Source organism: Streptomyces liangshanensis, from assembly GCF_011694815.1.
Lineage (GTDB): Bacteria > Actinomycetota > Actinomycetes > Streptomycetales > Streptomycetaceae > Streptomyces > Streptomyces liangshanensis.
On record NZ_CP050177.1, the window covers coordinates 1,992,444 to 2,009,367 of the forward strand.

The window sequence follows — 16,924 nt, forward strand, 5'->3', positions numbered from 1 at the left end:
CCCCCGTCAGTAGAGCTCCTCGTCCAGCCCCTCCGTGTCCTCGCCCTCCTCCTCCAGCGCCTGTTTCACCACGCGCAGCGCCATGCCCTCCCCGTACCCCTTGCGGGCCAGCATGCCCGCGAGCCGGCGGAGTCGTTTGTCGCGCTCCAGACCACGGGTGGACCGGAGTTTGCGGGCGACCAGCTCGCGGGCGGTCGCCTCCTCCCGCTCGGAGTCGAGCTGCCCCACCGCTTCGTCGATCAGGGTCGCGTCGACGCCTTTGGTCCGCAGCTCACGGGCCAGGGCACGCCGGGCCAGGCCCCGGCCGTGGTGCCGCGACTCCACCCACGCGCCCGCGAACGCGGCGTCGTCGATGAGCCCCACGTCCTCGAAGCGGGAGAGGACCTCCTCCGCCACGTCCTCGGGGATCTCCCGCTTCTCCAGGGCGTCCGCGAGCTGTTTCCGGGTGCGCGGGGTGCCGGTGAGCAGGCGCAGACAGATCGCCCGCGCCCGCTCGGCCGGATCCTGGGGTGGCAGCTCCTGCTCGGCCCTCGACGAGTCGGGGCTGCCACCCGGCCGGTCCGTTCGCCGCCTCTTCGCATAAGGCATCGGACGAACTAGCTCTTGGCCGCTACTGCCTTGGCCGACTTGGCCTTGGTGGCAGGAGCGGGCACCGACTTGGCCGGGTCCTCGGCCGCGGTGGCCGCACCCGCCGCCGCGGGAAGCGCGGCCGGGTCGGCGGTGGCCGCCGCGGTCTCCGGCCGGACGCCGATGCCGAGCTTCTCCAGGATCTTCTTCTCGATCTCGTCGGCGAGGTCGGGATTGTCCTTGAGGAAGTTCCGCGCGTTCTCCTTGCCCTGGCCGAGCTGGTCGCCCTCGTACGTGTACCAGGCGCCGGCCTTGCGCACGAAGCCCTCGTCCACGCCCATGTCGATCAGGCCGCCCTCGCGGCTGATGCCCTGGCCGTAGAGGATGTCGAACTCGGCCTGCTTGAAGGGGGGCGCGACCTTGTTCTTGACCACCTTGACGCGGGTGCGGTTGCCGACCGCGTCGGTGCCGTCCTTCAACGTCTCGATACGGCGGATGTCGAGGCGCACCGAGGCGTAGAACTTGAGCGCGCGGCCACCGGTCGTGGTCTCCGGCGAGCCGAACATGACGCCGATCTTCTCGCGGAGCTGGTTGATGAAGATCGCGGTGGTCTTGGACTGGTTGAGCGCGCTGGTGATCTTCCGGAGCGCCTGGCTCATCAGCCGCGCCTGGAGGCCGACGTGCGAGTCGCCCATCTCACCCTCGATCTCCGCGCGCGGCACGAGGGCCGCGACGGAGTCGATGACGATGAGGTCGAGCGCCCCGGAGCGGACCAGCATGTCCACGATCTCGAGCGCCTGCTCGCCGTTGTCCGGCTGGGACAGGATCAGGTTCTCGATGTCGACGCCGAGCTTTTTCGCGTACTCGGGGTCGAGGGCGTGTTCGGCATCGATGAAGGCCACCGTGCCGCCGAGCTTCTGCGCGTTCGCCACCGCGTGCAGCGTGAGGGTCGTCTTTCCGGAGGACTCCGGTCCGTACACCTCCACCACACGGCCGCGCGGCAGACCGCCGACGCCGAGCGCGACGTCGAGCGCGGTCGATCCGGTGGGGATGACCTCGATGGGTTCGTTCGGCCGCTCGCCCAGGCGCATCACCGCGCCCTTGCCGAATTGCCGTTCAATTTGTGCGAGAGCGGCGTCGAGCGCCTTCTCGCGGTCGGTTCCTGCCATGGGTTCCACCCGATTTGCTTGTGTCGATCGCTTCACGTCAAAGACGCTATCCCCTGCCACTGACAACGGGCTCCGGCGCCGTCCCTGCCTGTGGACAAGTCCGCCGGAAACACCACCGGCCGACCCCGGGAAAACCGGTCCACGCCCCATCAGAACGGATGTTCGATTTCACTGTCAAGCGCAACACACCCACCCGAGCCCTCACCTCCAGCCGCTCCAGGCGAGTCCCGGGGCCGAGCGCGAGGACGGCAAGCCACACGCTCAACTGGCCAACCAGAACCCTCAGTCGCACGACGGCATCGCCCTCGGACGGGCCGTGAAATGTGGCTCAGCGTTCCCTCCCCGCCTGGGGCCTGCGGCGGGGGATTCTCGGCTGCGGTGGTGGGTGGGGAGGGGCTAGCGTGGCGGGCTCGCGGAGTGTGGGGGGATTCGTGATGTTGGTCATGCCTGGGCGGCGGACGTCGACGATGGAGCTGCTGGCCGCCGAGGCGGCGCGCCGGGGGATGTCGGTCCGGGCTGCGGAAGAGCCCGGGTTGGCAGGGCCTGCGTACTGGTACGGGGGGCCGGTCGCGGGTGCGCGGCTGGCGGGACGTCTCGGGTTCGCGTTGCTGGAGCCAGCGGACGGGTGGCTCGGTGAGTTGTCGGACGAGTTCACAGGCCGCCAGGTACGGGTGGGGACCGTCGCGGGCGCGTGGGCGATCGACCGGCCGACGTTCGTCAAGCCGCCCCGCGACAAGTCCTTCCCGGCGGATGTCTACGCCGACGGCTCCCGACTGCCCTCGGCCCTGGACCCGGCGACACCGGTGCTGCTGTCCGACGTGGTGACCTTCGCGGCCGAGTACCGGCTGTTCCTGCTGGACGGCCACATCGCCACGGCGAGCCGGTACGCGGTGTTCGGCCGGCTCGATCCCCGCCCGCTCGGTACGGACCGCGCGGACCGGGCCACCACCGCGCAGATCACGGAGTTCGCCGACCGGCTGGCCGCCGCCGACCCGGCACGGGTGCTGGACGTGGTTCTGCGGGCGGGGGGGCCGTGACCCGTTTCGGGTGCGCGCCGCGCGACATCATGCGGAGATCATCGGACAGTCAGGTCACGCCTTGAATGTGACAAAGAAGCCGGCGATCTCAACGCCGTCCTGGTCGCTGAACGAGAACTGCGCGGCGTACGGGCCCGCAGGGGAATCGTCAGGAAGTTCGAAGGCGACGGCCGACGAGTACGCGCCGGCGGGCGCGGCGGACAGCGTGCTGGTCGACTTGAGTACGGGGATGATTCCGTACTTGACCGTAACGGCGACTTGACCACCGGAGATGTCCGAGGTCAGGGCCCCGTCGGCGGTTACTGTGACGGACTTCCCGCGGACCGGGGGGTCAGGGGTGAGCGAGACATCCGTGACCTTGAAGTTGCTGTTCGAAGAGCCGGAATCGTTCCATTGCGAACCGCCGGTCGAGGTCGTCTGCATAGTGCTCTCCCTTTCGGGGAGTCGAGGGATTCGCCTGCCCGGCAACCCTAGCGATCAAGGTGGGCGCGGGGTCCCGGAACGAATTCGCGTCGCCGACCAAGTCCGGCCGCTCGCGCCGCGACGGCACCGGGCACCCCGTAACTCCCCGCGGCGAGAACCTGGATCGCCGCCGCGGTGAGCAGCGCGCAGGCCGGCGAACGCGCGCCCAGCGGTCCCGCGACGGCTACCCCCAGGGCGAATCCCGTGACCTTGAGGGCGGCCCCGGTGGTGAGGACCCGGCCGCGCAGGTGGGCGGGGGTCTCACGGTGCCGTACGGCGAAGAGGGCAGCCAGCTGGGGGCCTTCGCCGAGGCCCGCGACGAGCAGGCCGGCGACGACCAGGGCCGGGTGGCCGGTCGAGGCGAGGAGGAGTGCGACGGCAAGGACGAGGGGGCTGTACCGGACGACGGCGTCGGGGCGTACCGGGCGGGTCCTGCGGGAGAGTACGGCGTTGGCCGCGAGCGCGGAGACGGCGACGAGGGAGAGGAGAGCCACACCTCGGTGGGCCGCCCCGAAGACCTGTTCGCCGAGCAGCGGGGCGCAGGCGACGAGCATGCCCTGCCCCACGCAGGAGATCACCGAGACCCGGGTCGCCCGCGCGAGCGGCCGGACACGGCCCAGGAACCGAACGCCCTCGACAAGACCGCCGGGAACACCCGACACCCGCCGTACCGCCCCCTCGACCGGTGGCGGCGCGAAGGCCGCGGGCACCGCGCGCACCGCAGGCAGCGCGAAGGCCGCGGGCAGCGCGAGCGAGACCAGCGCCACCGCCACGACCACACTCGCCGAAGCACCCCACACCCCCGCGACGATCCCGGCCAGCGCGGGGCCCGCCAGCCCCGCCAGGTGGTAGGTCATCGCGTCGAACGCGGTGGCGCGGGACAGCCGCTCCCGAGGGGCGACGTTCCGCAACTGCGCGGTCCAGCCACCGGACAGGGCGCCCCCCGGCAGCCCGGCGAGGAGGGCGACCAGCAACGAGACGAGCAGGGGCACCCGCCCCAGACTCGCCAGAAGGCAGCCCAGCGCCACCGCGTGGACGGCAAGGGCTCCGCCCAGCAGCCGCCCCGGCCGGGCCACCGCGTCGAGACACCCGCCGAGTACGGGCCCGCCGACCACCGCCGCGACGGTGAGCGCCGCGAGCAGGGCCGTCGCGTCGGAGGCCGATCCGGTGGCCGCGAGACCGGCCAGCAGCAGCGCCGTACCTGACATCTCGTCACCGGTCCTGGCGGCGACGGCCACGACCACGGCCACCGCCACGACCAGGGCGGCGACCCCGGCTGGTCCACCCGGCATTCCGTGCAGGCCACCGCCCTCCGGACCGCCGCCCTCGTCAACGCCCTGGCCGACGACGAGGCGGGGCCGGACGCGATCGCCGACCTACTGCGCGCCCACGGTGAGACCGGCGTCATCGCCCTCTCGGCGGACGACGTCGAGCAGATGCGGGCCGGCGCGCTGATGCTGCGTGAGGTCTTCGAGGCCGGGGAGGTGGACCTTGCCGCCGCCGCCCTGAACCGCCTCCTCGGGCACAGCCCCGGCGCCCTGCGTCTGACCTCGCACGAGGGCCGGACGCCCTGGCACCCGCACCTCGACAGCGCCGACGACGCCCCCTGGGGCGAATGGTTCCTGGCTTCCTCGTGCCTCGCCCTGACCGTGCTCGTGTGGGACCGCCAGCGTCCCCCCGGCGGGGTCTGCGCGTCGGCGAGTTGTCGCCACGTCTTTCTCACGCAGGGCAGCGGGCCGCCGCGCCGCTACTGTTCGCGGCGCTGCGCGACACGCGAACGAGTCGCCGCGCATCGACGCTCCCGGGCCTGAACCGAGCCTGGGCCAGGCACGAACCGCGCCCGAACCGGGCCCGTCCCGCAAAGCGTCCGCGGCGGGCCCGGCCCCTGCTCACGGTCAGTTCGTCAGCAGTTCGGACTTGAGCCTGTTGATGTCCTTGGCGTCCAGGCCGAGCGCCTTCTTCTCGTACGAGGCGAACGAACCGTACGTGTCGCGCACCTGCTCGAACCCGGCGTCCAGGTACTCGGAACGCACATCCAGGAGCGGCTTGTACACGGCGGCCTGGGCGGGCGGCATCGCGGCCAGGGCGGCCGCGTTGGACGCCGCGCGGTACGTGTTGGACGCGAGGTAGTCCGCGTACACCGTGTCGCGGGGCACGCCCAGCGCGGTGAGCAGCGCGGCGCTCGCCCAGCCGGTGCGGTCCTTGCCGGCCGAACAGTGGATCAGCGCGCCGTCGGGGTCCGCGACGAGCCCGCCGAGGACCCGGGAGTAGGCGTCCTTGGCGGTGGCGGAGGTCACCATCGACTTCTCGCCGTCGATCATCAACTGCTCGGTGCCCGCGGCCGTCGTGGGCAGCGGCGCGGAGGCGGCGTCACCGGTGACGTTGGCGACCACGTAACGGACCCCGGCGGGCAGGCGGTCGGGGCCGGCGGTCCGCTCCGAGGTCATGCGCAGGTCGTAGTCGACGGAGATGCCGAGGCGCTTGAGCTCGGCGACGTCGGCGGCGGTGAGGTTGTTCAGGGCGCCCGAACGGTAGGCGACGCCCATCTTCACCCACTGGCCGTCGGCGGTACGGTAGCCGCCGACGTCGCGGAAGTTGTCCATGCCGTCGAGCTTCACCAGCCGGTCGGCCAGGTGGAGCTTGTCGCCCTTGTCGGGCACCAGGTCGAACCACTGCCGGTCGGCGGTGGCGGGCAGGCCCTTGACCGTGACCGAACCGGTCGAACCCCCCGTGGCCACGATCCGGCCGTTGGCGTGGACGGCGACGCGCCTGACGCCCGGCGCCTTCCAGGTGATCTTGTACGAGCCGTTGTCCTGCGCCGTGACCACGGCGGCGGTGAACCGGATGCGGTGCGCGTTCGCGTGCGCGGGGGCCGCGTGCGAGGGCCGCGAGGGGTGCGCCGCGTGGGAAGCGTGCGAGGTGTGGGACGCCGTGGCCGCGCCGGCGGTCTGAGCGGTCACGGTCGTGACCACGGCGGCCGCGGCGAGGGCGAGGGAGGCGGATATGACGCGTGTCGTGCGAATTGTCATGCTGCGATCGTCACGCTCGAACAAGATCGGGAGGTGGCCGAGAGATTAATTGCAGGGAGCACGCAACTTTTCAGGCCTCCCCACGGACCTCCCCACGGACCTCCGTACCGGCCCCGGGTGTGCGGGGGAGGTCGCGGGGCCGGCCGTGGAGCACGCTCACGAGTCCCAAGGCGACCAATGCGGCGCCCACCAGGTGGACGCCGGTGAAACCGGCCCGGTGCAGGACCCCGCCGCCGAGGGCCGACCCGAGCGCGATGCCGACGTTGAACACCGAGATGTTGACCGCCCCGGCGAGCGGGGCGCCGGGCCCGGCCTGGCGGTCCACAGCCGCTTGGGCCGCGGTACTGAACGCGCTGAACGCCGCCGCCCAGACCAGCGAGACGAGCCAGGTCAGGACCGGGCCCGCCATCACCAGCGGGACCACCGCCAGGCACCCGGCGAGCGAGGCGGCCGTGGCGAGCAGGGTGCGGCGGGTACGGCGGTCCGCGCCCGCCCCGCCCACCGCGTTGCCGATCGTGGCGGCCACACCGCCGGTCAGCAGCACGAGGGCCGCGGTGGCCGGGGCGAGGTCCGTACGCCGGGTCAGGAGGACGACGAAGTACGTGGACGCCGTGTAGTGACCCGCCGTGACCAGGGCATTGCCCAGGAAGGTGTACGGCATCCGGCCCCGCGCCGCAGTCGCCGACCGCGCCCTCCTAAGGAAGCGGGACGCGGAGTCCGCGAGCGGGCGGCCGGAGGCGGGCGGCAGGAAGACCGCCGCCGCGGCCAGCACGGCCACGGCCAGGGCCGACAGCCCGCCGTACACACCACGCCACCCCACGACGTCCCCCAGCAATGTGCTCGCCGGCACGCCCACGACGCCGGAGGCCGTGATGCCGCCGAAGACGACGGCCACCGCGCGCCCGCGCCGCTCGGGGCCGACCAGCGCCGTCGCCGTGGCGAGCGCCGTCACGGCGTAGACGGCCGCCGCCGCCCCGGTGAACGCCCGTGCGGCCAGCAGGAGGGGAAGGCCGGTGGCCAGGGCCGTCGCACCGTTCCCCACGGCCAGCGCGCCCAACGCGCCCAGGAGCACCCTCCGTCGAGGCGCCCTCCTCAGGAGGATCGCGCCTACGGGCCCCGCCACCACGACCGCCACGGCGTACACGGAGACGAGCGTGCCCGCCGTGCCGGCGGAGACCGCCAGGTCGGCGCCGAGGGCGGGGAGCAGTCCGGCGACCCCCAGCTCACTCGTGCCGAGCGTGAACGCGCCCAGGGCGAGCACGACCAGAGCAGGCACCACACGCGGACGCGATGCGGAAAAGCCACAGGACGTGGGAGAGCACATACGCGGAACACCCTGGGTGACGGTCCGGACGCGCGCGCCGCGGATCGGGCGCACGCGGGAAACGGCACTACGGAGGGGGAAGGGGTGTCGCGAACGGCGGGCGGCTACGGAGAAGCCCGCAGGCTCAGTGGCCGCGCGGCGCGAACAGGAGGACGGCCATGCCGGCCAGGCAGATCGACGCACCGATGATGTCGTAGCGGTCGGGGCGGTACCCGTCGGCGACCACGCCCCAGAGAATCGATCCTGCCACGAAGACGCCGCCGTACGCCGCCAGGATCCGGCCGAAGTGTCCGTCGGGCTGGAGGGTCGCGGCAAAGCCGTACAGACCGAGGGCGATGACACCCGCGCCGATCCAGATCCAACCCTTGTGCTCGCGCACCCCCTGCCAGACCAGCCAGGCCCCGCCGATCTCGAACAGCGCGGCGACCACGAACAGGGCGAGCGAACGCGCTACGTACACCGGACCCGCCCACCCAGGACTCGCCCGCCCGGGCCCCGCCCGCTCACCGCCGCCGCCCCAGCCCCTTGCGCCGCACCCACCCCAGGACCGACCCGCCGCCGCGCCGCCGCGTCCCGTGCACCCGCGGGTCGTCCATCACCGCGTACCGCTTCACGTACGCCCCCAGGAACGCCTGGAGCGTGGCGATCGCCGGGATCGCGATCAGCGCGCCGACCGCGCCCAGCAGGGCCGTGCCCGCGATGACCGAGCCGAAGGCGACGGCGGGGTGGATGTCGACGGTCTTGGCGGTGAGCTTGGGCTGGAGGACGTAGTTCTCGAACTGCTGGTAGAGCAGCACGAACCCGAGCACCCACAGCGCGTACCAGGGGGCGACGGTGAAGGCGATCAGCATCGGCAGGGCGCCCGCCAGATACGTACCGATGGTGGGGATGAACTGCGACACCAGCCCCACCCACACCGCCAGCACCGGCGCGTACGGCACCCCGAGCGTCGCCAGCAGGATGTAGTGCGCGACGCCCGAGACGAGGGCCATCAGGCCGCGGGAGTAGATGTAGCCGCCGGTCTTCTCGACCGCGATCTCCCACGCGCGCAGCACCTCGGCCTGCTTGGCGGGCGGCAGGACGGAGCACAGCCCGCGCCGCAGCCGGGGGCCGTCGGCGGCGAAGTAGAAGGAGAACAGGAAGATCGTCAGCAGTCGGAACAGCCCGCCGAGCACGGTGGTGGAGACGTCGAGCACGCCGGTGGCGCTGTTCTGGACGTACCGCTGGAGCCAGTCGGAGTGCAGGAGGCTGTCCTGGACGGCGACCCGCGACAGCTCGGTGTGGAAGTTCTCGTTCAGCCAGTTGATCAGGGAGTCCAGGTACGCGGGGAAGGACTCCACGATCTGGATGATCTGGCCGGCCAGGATCGACCCGAGCATCACGACGAAGCCGACGCTCGCGACCACCACGCCGAAGAAGACCAGGAACGTGGCGAGCCCACGCCGCATCCCGCTCGACGCCATGCGGCTGACGGCCGGTTCGACGGCCAGCGCCAGGAAGAACGCGATCAGTACGTTGATCAGCAGTCCGATGAGCTGATGGAACGCCCAACTGCCGAGTTGGAAACAGGCGACGAGTCCCAGCGCCAGGATCATGGCGCGCGGCAGCCAGTGGGGCATCCGGGCCCGGCCGTCGCCGCCGCCGTCCCGGACGCCCCCGCCGGAGCCGGCGAGTGCCGGGACGGGGGAACGGGGAGAGGAGGGCGAGGGGGACGGAATCGGCGGATGCACGCCCTGCGGGGTCTCGTCTGTCGGTGCCACCGCCCAAGTGTCGCCTACCGCCGGGACGCCTCGTCCCACCGAGGACGACAAGATCCCGCAACGGCCGGTACGTTCATCGGTACGTCAGCACATCGCGATCTCATCGCGATCACATCGTGACCCGGTGCGACGGCCGGCCCGCGCCCGCAGGCCTCCCGGCCGGGAGGCGTCCCAGGCCCCTCCCGGGTCCCTCCTGGGTCCTCTCAGCGCTTCTCCGCCGGGATGTCCATCGCGACGCAGACCGCCCGCCACACGTCCTTCGTCTCCCACCCCGCCTCAAGCGCCCCGTACACCGTACGGCCGCCCAGTTCGGCCATCACGTGGTCGCGGGCGAAGGACTCGGCGTACGCGACGCCGAAGTGGTCCGCCATCCGCTCCCAGAAAATCGTCAACCGCATGGGACCAGTATCGCGCCCCCGACGGCTCAGCCTCCCAGGGCCCGCACCCCCGCTGTGACCAGCACCGCCGCCCCCACGACCACCAGGAAGGGGGCGCGCAGGATCAGGGCGAGCGCCGCCGCCGCGACTCCCGCGCCCCGCGCGTCCACGACGAGCGCGCCGTTCAGGCTGAACGTCTGCTGCGCGGTGAGCGCGGCCAGCAGGGCGACGGGGAGCAGGGCGGAGAGCCTCTGTACGAGGGGGCGTTCGAGCGCCCCCTCGGGCACCAGCAGACCCACCAGCTTGACCAGGTAGCAGCCCGCCGCGGTCAACCCGATGGCGATCCAGATGTTCAACGCTTCGCTTCCTTTCCGCGGCCGCGGCCTCCTCGGACGCCACGACCTCCTTGGACGTAGAGCACGGCGGGCGCGGCCAGCGCCGCGACCAGTACGGGGACCCCGGCGGGCAGCACCGGCAGGAAGCCGAGCCCGAGGACGACGGCGACACCCGCGACCGTCCGCTCCGTCGCGGTGCGCAGCATGGGCGCCAGCAGCGCGAGGAAGACGGCGGGGCCCGCCGCGTCGAGGCCCCACGCGTCGGTGTCCCCCAGTGCCTCGGCACCGAGCGCCCCGGCGAGGGTGGTGAGGTTCCACAGGACGTAGAGGGTGAGGCCGGTGACGGTGAAGCCGATCCTGGCGCTGCGCCGGGTGGGCTGGGCGAGGGCCACCGCCGTGGTCTCGTCGATGACCCACTGCGCGGCGAAGGGCCGTACGAAAGCGGGCAGCCGCAGCAGTTGCGACAGCCTGAGTCCGTAGAACGCGTTGCGTACGCCGAGGAAGAACGCGCCGGCCGCCGCGGTCAGCGGATTGCCGCCCGCCGCCAGGGCTCCGACCAGGGCGAACTGCGAGGCGCCGGTGAAGACGAGCAGGCTGAGCGCGCAGGTCTGGAGCACGGTGAGGCCCGCGCCGGCGGAGGTGACGCCGAACGCGAAACCGGAGAGCCCGACGGCGATCCCGACGCCCAGGGCGTCACGGACGACGGCCCGGTCGGGCTTCGGCTCGGGGACGGCCGGGTCGGCGCCGAGCGCCGGGGAGCCCGGCGCGGATGCTGTCTGATCTGTCACGCCCCGCACGGTACGGAGGCCGGAGCCGGACCGTCTTGTACGTTCTTGCGCTCCCCCTTGCCCTCACGGCGCGCGTTCACGGGTCGCCGCCACGTTCAGCGTGCGCCACCGCGTTCTGCGCCGCCGCGTGCCCCGATGGCCGCCGCGCCCGCGCTCCCGCCCCTCCGCTCCCTGCGGTACGCGCCCGGCGGTACGCCGACGATGCGGGTGAAGTGCCGGTTGAGGTGCGGCTGGTCGGAGAAGCCGACCGCCACCGCCGCCTCCGCCGGGGAGGTGCCCGCGTCCAGGAGGTGGCGGGCGCGCCGGACCCGCGCGTCCGTCAGCCAGGTGTGCGGCGGCAGGCCGTACGCGTCCTTGAACGCTCTCAGCAACGCGAAGGGGCCGGTCCCGAGGTCCGCGGCGAGCCGCTCCAGGGAGGGCGGGTCCGCCATCCGCCCCTCCAGCACGGCACGCGCGCGTGCCGCGATCCCGGCCCCCGCTCCCCGTACCTGCCGCTGCCGGAGCTGCCCGCCGTTGAGCCGCAGCAGGCGCGTCACGGCCACCCTCAGCAGGGTGTCGGCGGCCAGCGCGTTGCCCTCGTCGGCGGCGCGGAGCACCTGGTGCACCAGCCGGACGGTGTACGGGTCGTCCAGGACCGGGGCCGCGAAGCCGGGTGTCCCGCGGATCGTCGTCGTCTCGGCCGCGATGGCGGCGACCACGTCGGCCGACGGGTAGACCGCCCCGTACTGCCAGCCCTCCGGGTCCTTGGCGTGGCCGGTGTGCGGGGTGTCGGGATTGACCAGCGCGAGGGAGCCGGGTCCGGCGTACTGGTCGCCGGACCCGTGGTGGAAGACCTCGACGCCCTCGGTGATCGCGGCGATGACGAACGTCTCGTGGGTGTGCCGCAGGAACGTTTTGTGGATGTAGTGGGCACGCAGCAGGTCGACGCCGGGCAGGTCGGCGTAGTTCCAGTGCCGTGCCCGCTCCCGTGCCGCCATTCCCCCATTCTGCCGTCGCGCGGAGGCACGGGAGCGGGCACGGACCAGGGACCGGCTCGCGCACCACGGCCCGGCGCCCGTTTCCCCAGCTCCGGGCGATTGTCAGTGGCCGGGTGCACGATAGGTGGCATGGCACGTACCGCGCTCGACGCCTTCTCCCCCGCGACCCGCGCCTGGTTCACGGGGGCCTTCTCCGCGCCCACCGCGGCGCAGGAGGGGGCCTGGCGTGCCATCCAGGAGGGGTCGGACGTGCTCGTCGTCGCCCCCACCGGCTCCGGCAAGACGCTCGCCGCCTTCCTGGCCGCCCTCGACCAGCTGGCGTCGAAGCCGCCGCCGGCGGAGGCGCGGAAGCGCTGCCGGGTGCTGTACGTGTCGCCGCTGAAGGCCCTCGCGGTCGACGTGGAGCGCAATCTGCGCAGCCCGCTCACCGGCATCAGGCAGGAGTCGGCGCGGCTCGGCCTGCCCGAGCCCGAGGTGCGGGTCGGCATCCGCTCCGGGGACACCCCGGCCGCCGAGCGCAGGACGCTGGCGACCAAGCCGCCGGACATCCTGATCACGACCCCCGAATCGCTGTTCCTGATGCTCACGTCCGCCGCCAGGGACGCGCTCGCCGGGATCGAGACGGTGATCCTGGACGAGGTGCACGCCGTCGCCGGGACGAAGCGGGGGGCGCATCTCGCGCTCTCCCTGGAGCGGCTCGACGAGCTGCTGCCGCGCCCGGCCCGCCGCATCGGCCTCTCGGCGACGGTGCGTCCGGTGGAGGAGGTCGCCCGGTACCTCTCCCCGCAGCGCCGGGTGGAGATCGTGCAGCCGCCGTCCGGCAAGGAGTTCGACCTCTCCGTCGTCGTGCCGGTTGAGGACCTGGGCGAGCTGGGCGGCTCCCCCACGACGGACACCAACGACGCGGAGAAGCCATCGATCTGGCCGCACGTCGAGGAGCGGATCGCGGATCTGGTGCAGTCCCACCGCTCGACGATCGTCTTCGCCAACTCCCGCCGCCTGGCGGAGCGCCTGTGCAACCGGCTGAACGAGATCGCGTACGAACGGGCGACGGGCGAGCCGATGCCCCAGGAGCACTCCCCCGCCGAGGTGATGGCCCAGTCCGGCGCCGCGCAGGGCGCGCCGCCCCTGCTCGCGCGGGCGCACCACGGCTCGGTGTCCAAGGAGCAGCGCGCGCAGGTGGAGGAGGACCTCAAGGCGGGCCGGCTGCCGGCCGTCGTGGCCACGTCCAGCCTGGAGCTGGGCATCGACATGGGCGCGGTGGACCTGGTGATCCAGGTCGAGTCCCCGCCCTCGGTCGCCTCCGGGCTCCAGCGGGTCGGCCGGGCCGGCCACCAGGTGGGCGCGGTCTCCACGGGCGTGGTCTTCCCCAAGTACCGGGGCGACCTCGTGCAGGCGGCCGTGGTCACGGAGCGGATGCGCAGCGGCTCCATCGAGGCGCTGCGCGTTCCCGCGAATCCGCTGGACGTGCTGGCGCAACAGCTGGTCGCGATCGTCGCCCTGGACACCCGGCAGGCCGACGACCTGCTGGCGCTGGCCCGCCGGGCGGCCCCGTTCGCGTCGCTGCCCGAGTCGGCCTTCACGGCCGTGCTCGACATGCTCGCCGGGCGCTATCCGTCGGACGCCTTCGCGGAGTTGCGCCCGCGGGTGGTGTGGGACCGGGTGGCCGGCACGGTCACGGGCCGCCCAGGCGCGCAGCGCCTCGCCGTGACCTCCGGGGGCACCATCCCGGACCGCGGCCTGTTCGGTGTCTTCCTCGTCGGGTCCGACCCGAAGAAGGGCGGGGGCCGGGTCGGGGAGCTGGACGAGGAGATGGTGTACGAGTCCCGGGCGGGCGACGTCTTCACGCTCGGCACGTCGTCGTGGCGCATCGAGGACATCACCCGCGACCGGGTTCTGGTCACGCCCGCGCCGGGGACCCCGGGGCGGCTGCCCTTCTGGAAGGGGGACCAGCTGGGCCGGCCGCTGGAGCTGGGGCGTGCGGTGGGCGCGTTCCTGCGCGAGGTGGGGGCGCTCCCGGAGGAGGACGCGCGGCTGCGGCTGATGACGGCGGGCCTCGACCACTGGGCGGCGGGCAATCTGCTGGCGTACCTGGACGAGCAGCGCCGGGCCTGCGGTCATGTCCCGGACGACCGGACGATCCTGGTCGAGCGCTTCCGGGACGAGCTGGGCGACTGGCGGGTGGTGATCCACTCCCCCTTCGGTGCCCAGGTGCACGCGCCCTGGGCGCTGGCGCTCGGCGCCCGCCTCACCGAGCGGTACGGGATGGACGCCCAGGTCATGCACGCCGACGACGGCATCGTGCTGCGCCTGCCCGACGCCGACCTGATGGGTCTCGACCTGCTCGACGCCGACCTGGGCGACCTCGGCACCCCGGGCGGGACGGGCGGCGCGGGTGGCACAGGTGGCTCGGGCGGGTCCGGCAAGGAGCGGGACCGCCTCGACACGGCCTTCGACAGCGCGCAGGCCCCCGTCGGAGCCGCCGACGTGGCCTTCGACCGCGGCGAGATCAGCGGCCTGGTCACCGAACAGGTCGGCGGCTCCGCGCTGTTCGCCTCCCGCTTCCGCGAGTGCGCGGCCCGGGCCCTGCTGCTGCCGCGCCGCAGCCCCGGCAAGCGCACCCCGCTGTGGCAGCAGCGCCAACGCGCCGCCCAACTGCTTCAGGTGGCGAGCGAGTTCGGCTCGTTCCCGATCGTCCTGGAGGCCGTCAGGGAATGCCTCCAGGACGTGTTCGACGTACCGGGTCTCACGGAGCTGATGGGGGACATCGAGTCCAGGAAGGTCCGGCTGGTCGAGGTCACCACCACCGAGCCCTCCCCCTTCGCCCGCTCGCTGCTGTTCGGCTATGTCGCCCAGTTCCTGTACGAGGGGGACTCCCCGCTCGCCGAGCGGCGCGCGGCCGCGCTGTCCCTGGACTCGCGGCTGCTGGCGGAGCTGCTGGGCCAGGCGGAGCTGCGCGAGCTGCTCGACCCGGAGGTCCTCACCGAGCTGGAGCGCGAGCTCCAGTGGCTGACGGAGGACCGCCGTATCAAGGACGTGGAGGGGGTCGCCGACCTCCTGCGGGTCCTCGGGCCGCTCACGGAAGCCGAGTTGGCGGAGCGCGGCGCCCAGGCGACCTGGGCCGGGGAGCTGGCCGAGGCCCGCCGGGCCATCCGGGTCCGCGTCGGCGGCGCCGACCACTGGGCGGCGATCGAGGACGCGGGCCGGCTGCGGGACGCGCTGGGCACCGCCCTGCCCGTCGGCGTCCCCGAGGCGTTCACCGAACCGGTCAAGGACCCCCTCGGCGATCTCCTCGCCCGCTTCGCGCGTACGCACGGCCCGTTCACCTCGTCCCAGGCCGCCGCGCGCTTCGGCCTGGGCGCGGCGGTCACGGACGGGGCGCTGCAACGCCTCGCGGCCGGCGGCCGGGTCGTCCAGGGCGAGTTCCACCCCTCCGGCATCGGCCAGGAGTGGTGCGACGCCACGGTCCTGCGCAGGCTGCGGCGCCGCTCCCTGGCCGCGCTGCGCCAGGAGCTGGAGCCGGTCGCGCCCGCCGCGCTCGCCACCTTCCTCCCCCAGTGGCAGCACCTGGGCAGTCACAGCCTGCGCGGCATCGACGGACTCGCCCGCGCCGTCGAGCAGTTGCAGGGCGCCCCTGTCCCCGCCTCGGCCCTGGAGCGGCTGATCCTGCCGTCCCGGGTCAGCGGCTACACCCCGGCGCTCCTGGACGAACTGACCACCACGGGCGAGGTGCTGTGGGCCGGCGCGGGCGCGCTCCCCGGCAAGGACGGCTGGGTCTCGCTCCACCTCGCGGACTCGGCACCGCTGTTGCTGGCGCCCCCGCACCCCCTGGAGCTGACCGCCCTCCACGAATCGGTCCTCACGGTCCTCGCGGGCGGCTACGGCCTGTTCTTCCGCCAGATCGCCGACCAGGTCCGCGCCACCACCCACCCGGACGCGGCGGACGCGCAACTGGCCGATGCCCTCTGGGACCTGTCCTGGTCCGGCCGGCTCACCAACGACACCCTCGCGCCCCTGCGCGCCCTCCTCGGCTCGGGCCGCACGGCGGGTTCGACCGCGCACCGGGCCAGGCGCCCGGTCCCGCGCGGGCGGTACGGCTCGCTCACGACGGCCGCCCGAACCGCCTCGCGGACCGGCCCGCCGACGGTCAGCGGCCGCTGGTCACTGCTCCCGGCCCCGGAGCCGGACCGCACGCACCGCGCGCACGCGGTCGCCAGGGCCCTCCTCGACCGCCACGGCGTGGTCACGCGCGGCGCCGTCGCCGCGGAGGGGGTCGAGGGCGGCTTCTCCGCGGTGTACCGGGTCCTGTCGGCCTTCGAGGACAGCGGGCAGGCCCGCCGCGGCTATGTGGTGGAGGGCCTGGGCGCGGCCCAGTTCGCGATGGACGGCGCGGTCGACCGGTTGCGCGCGGCGGCGACGGCCCGCGACCGCGGGGAGTCCGACGCCGCGCCCCGGGCCGTGGTCCTGGCGGCCGCCGACCCGGCCAACGCGTACGGGGCGGCGCTCCCCTGGCCCGAGCCCCCGGACGGCGCCGGGCACAAGCCTGGCCGGAAGGCCGGCTCCCTGGTCGTCCTGGTCGACGGGGAGCTGACGCTCTACATGGAACGGGGCGGCAAGACCCTCCTGGCCTGGCCGAAGCACCCGGAGGAATCGAAGAACGCGGACCCGGCGGCCCCGGCGGACCCCGCCCTCACGGCGGCGGCCCAGGCCCTGGCGGGAGCAGCCCGCGCGGGCGCCCTGGGCACGATCACGGTGGAGCGGGCGAACGGCACCTCCGCCCTGACGTCCCCCCTGGGCCGCACCCTGGAAGCGGCGGGCTTCCACGCCACCCCCCGAGGCCTGCGCCTACGCGCCTGACCCACTCCGCCGCCGCGCAACGGACGAGGCGGACGCGACGTGCACCGGCAGCAGACTCAATCCCCAGCCCCCCGCCGCCACCGCGCCCTCGACCACCCCGGTGTGCTCGGGCGCCAGCACCAGCCGCAGGACCGCCCACCACCACAGCCCACCCAGCGCGACGGTCGGCAGAAGGATCCATCGCCTCGCCATAGCCGCCGCTGCCTCCTCCACCCGACCGAGGACCACCGACCGGGAACCAC

At 73.5% G+C, this 16,924-nt stretch carries 14 protein-coding genes and 2 pseudogenes; 3 read left to right on the top strand and 13 right to left on the bottom strand.

Annotated elements, in window-relative coordinates; all coding sequences use genetic code 11:
• Window positions 1–6 precede the first annotated feature (6 nt).
• Together recX and recA are read right to left on the bottom strand one after the other, a co-directional pair.
• Window positions 7–705, bottom strand: a pseudogene (recX, locus tag HA039_RS08390) (recombination regulator RecX); the annotation flags it as partial.
• Window positions 597–1,736, bottom strand: a complete 1,140-nt coding sequence (gene recA / locus HA039_RS08395) for a recombinase RecA (RefSeq protein WP_167026108.1) — start codon at window positions 1,734–1,736, stop codon at window positions 597–599. The pseudogene recX and the gene recA, both read right to left, overlap by 109 nt.
• 434 nt (window positions 1,737–2,170) lie before the next feature.
• Here recA and HA039_RS08400 point away from each other — a divergent pair, with 434 nt between their 5' ends.
• Window positions 2,171–2,773 (top strand): ATP-grasp domain-containing protein, encoded by a 603-nt coding sequence (locus tag HA039_RS08400; protein ID WP_167026111.1) that lies wholly within the window; start codon window positions 2,171–2,173, stop codon window positions 2,771–2,773.
• A 54-nt stretch (window positions 2,774–2,827) separates the two neighbouring features.
• On the opposite strand, the gene HA039_RS08405 is transcribed toward HA039_RS08400, so the two are convergent.
• Complete coding sequence (locus HA039_RS08405) at window positions 2,828–3,196, bottom strand: ML domain-containing protein (RefSeq protein WP_167026115.1); 369 nt, start codon at window positions 3,194–3,196, stop codon at window positions 2,828–2,830.
• A gap of 47 nt (window positions 3,197–3,243) precedes the next feature.
• The gene (locus HA039_RS08410; RefSeq protein ID WP_167026119.1) at window positions 3,244–4,527 is read right to left on the bottom strand and encodes an MFS transporter; all 1,284 of its coding nucleotides are present in this window, start codon (window positions 4,525–4,527) and stop codon (window positions 3,244–3,246) included.
• Between the two features lie 3 nt (window positions 4,528–4,530).
• On the opposite strand from HA039_RS08410, the gene HA039_RS08415 reads away from it, so the two are divergent.
• Window positions 4,531–5,046 (top strand): CGNR zinc finger domain-containing protein, encoded by a 516-nt coding sequence (locus HA039_RS08415; RefSeq protein ID WP_167026124.1) that lies wholly within the window; start codon window positions 4,531–4,533, stop codon window positions 5,044–5,046.
• Window positions 5,047–5,130: 84 nt separating this feature from the next.
• On the opposite strand, the gene HA039_RS08420 is transcribed toward HA039_RS08415, so the two are convergent.
• The 8 genes from HA039_RS08420 to HA039_RS08455 all read right to left on the bottom strand — a co-directional run bounded on the left by HA039_RS08420 (window position 5,131) and on the right by HA039_RS08455 (window position 11,825).
• Window positions 5,131–6,264 (bottom strand): tyrosine-protein phosphatase, encoded by a 1,134-nt coding sequence (locus HA039_RS08420; protein ID WP_167026128.1) that lies wholly within the window; start codon window positions 6,262–6,264, stop codon window positions 5,131–5,133.
• Between the two features lie 70 nt (window positions 6,265–6,334).
• The gene (locus HA039_RS08425) at window positions 6,335–7,543 is read right to left on the bottom strand and encodes an MFS transporter (protein ID WP_167026133.1); all 1,209 of its coding nucleotides are present in this window, start codon (window positions 7,541–7,543) and stop codon (window positions 6,335–6,337) included.
• Window positions 7,544–7,712: 169 nt separating this feature from the next.
• Window positions 7,713–8,048 carry a YnfA family protein gene (locus HA039_RS08430; RefSeq protein ID WP_167026136.1) on the bottom strand — a complete coding sequence of 112 codons (336 nt, stop codon included), beginning with the start codon at window positions 8,046–8,048 and terminating at the stop codon, window positions 7,713–7,715.
• 43 nt (window positions 8,049–8,091) lie between these two features.
• Window positions 8,092–9,348: an AI-2E family transporter gene (locus tag HA039_RS08435; RefSeq protein WP_243869285.1), complete on the bottom strand. Its 1,257-nt coding sequence runs from the start codon at window positions 9,346–9,348 to the stop codon at window positions 8,092–8,094.
• A 203-nt stretch (window positions 9,349–9,551) separates the two neighbouring features.
• A complete protein-coding gene (locus HA039_RS08440; protein WP_161309381.1) occupies window positions 9,552–9,746 on the bottom strand; it encodes a DUF3046 domain-containing protein in 195 nt (64 codons plus the stop codon).
• 26 nt (window positions 9,747–9,772) lie between these two features.
• On the bottom strand, window positions 9,773–10,081 hold the full coding sequence (locus HA039_RS08445) for an AzlD domain-containing protein (RefSeq protein ID WP_167026140.1): 309 nt from the start codon (window positions 10,079–10,081) through the stop codon (window positions 9,773–9,775).
• The gene (locus HA039_RS08450; protein WP_167026144.1) at window positions 10,078–10,848 is read right to left on the bottom strand and encodes an AzlC family ABC transporter permease; all 771 of its coding nucleotides are present in this window, start codon (window positions 10,846–10,848) and stop codon (window positions 10,078–10,080) included. Before HA039_RS08450 ends, HA039_RS08445 begins: the two co-directional genes overlap by 4 nt.
• A gap of 95 nt (window positions 10,849–10,943) precedes the next feature.
• Window positions 10,944–11,825, bottom strand: coding sequence for an AraC family transcriptional regulator (locus HA039_RS08455; protein ID WP_167026149.1), 882 nt, complete (start codon window positions 11,823–11,825; stop codon window positions 10,944–10,946).
• Window positions 11,826–11,954: 129 nt separating this feature from the next.
• Here HA039_RS08455 and HA039_RS08460 point away from each other — a divergent pair.
• Window positions 11,955–16,457 (top strand): annotated as a pseudogene (locus HA039_RS08460) (DEAD/DEAH box helicase); the annotation flags it as partial.
• 213 nt (window positions 16,458–16,670) lie between these two features.
• On the opposite strand, the gene HA039_RS08465 reads toward HA039_RS08460, so the two are convergent.
• Window positions 16,671–16,874, bottom strand: coding sequence for a hypothetical protein (locus HA039_RS08465; RefSeq protein WP_167026155.1), 204 nt, complete (start codon window positions 16,872–16,874; stop codon window positions 16,671–16,673).
• Between the last annotated feature and the right edge of the window lie 50 nt (window positions 16,875–16,924).

Excerpts from the sequence above, each read along its gene's own strand:
- recA (WP_167026108.1), bottom strand. The coding sequence starts at position 1,736 with ATGGCAGGAACCGACCGCGAGAAGGCGCTCGACGCCGCTCTCGCACAA.
- HA039_RS08400 (WP_167026111.1), top strand. The coding sequence starts at position 2,171 with ATGTTGGTCATGCCTGGGCGGCGGACGTCGACGATGGAGCTGCTGGCC.
- HA039_RS08405 (WP_167026115.1), bottom strand. The coding sequence starts at position 3,196 with ATGCAGACGACCTCGACCGGCGGTTCGCAATGGAACGATTCCGGCTCT.
- HA039_RS08410 (WP_167026119.1), bottom strand. The coding sequence starts at position 4,527 with ATGCCGGGTGGACCAGCCGGGGTCGCCGCCCTGGTCGTGGCGGTGGCC.
- HA039_RS08420 (WP_167026128.1), bottom strand. The coding sequence starts at position 6,264 with ATGACAATTCGCACGACACGCGTCATATCCGCCTCCCTCGCCCTCGCC.
- HA039_RS08440 (WP_161309381.1), bottom strand. The coding sequence starts at position 9,746 with ATGCGGTTGACGATTTTCTGGGAGCGGATGGCGGACCACTTCGGCGTC.
- HA039_RS08455 (WP_167026149.1), bottom strand. The coding sequence starts at position 11,825 with ATGGCGGCACGGGAGCGGGCACGGCACTGGAACTACGCCGACCTGCCC.
- HA039_RS08465 (WP_167026155.1), bottom strand. The coding sequence starts at position 16,874 with ATGGCGAGGCGATGGATCCTTCTGCCGACCGTCGCGCTGGGTGGGCTG.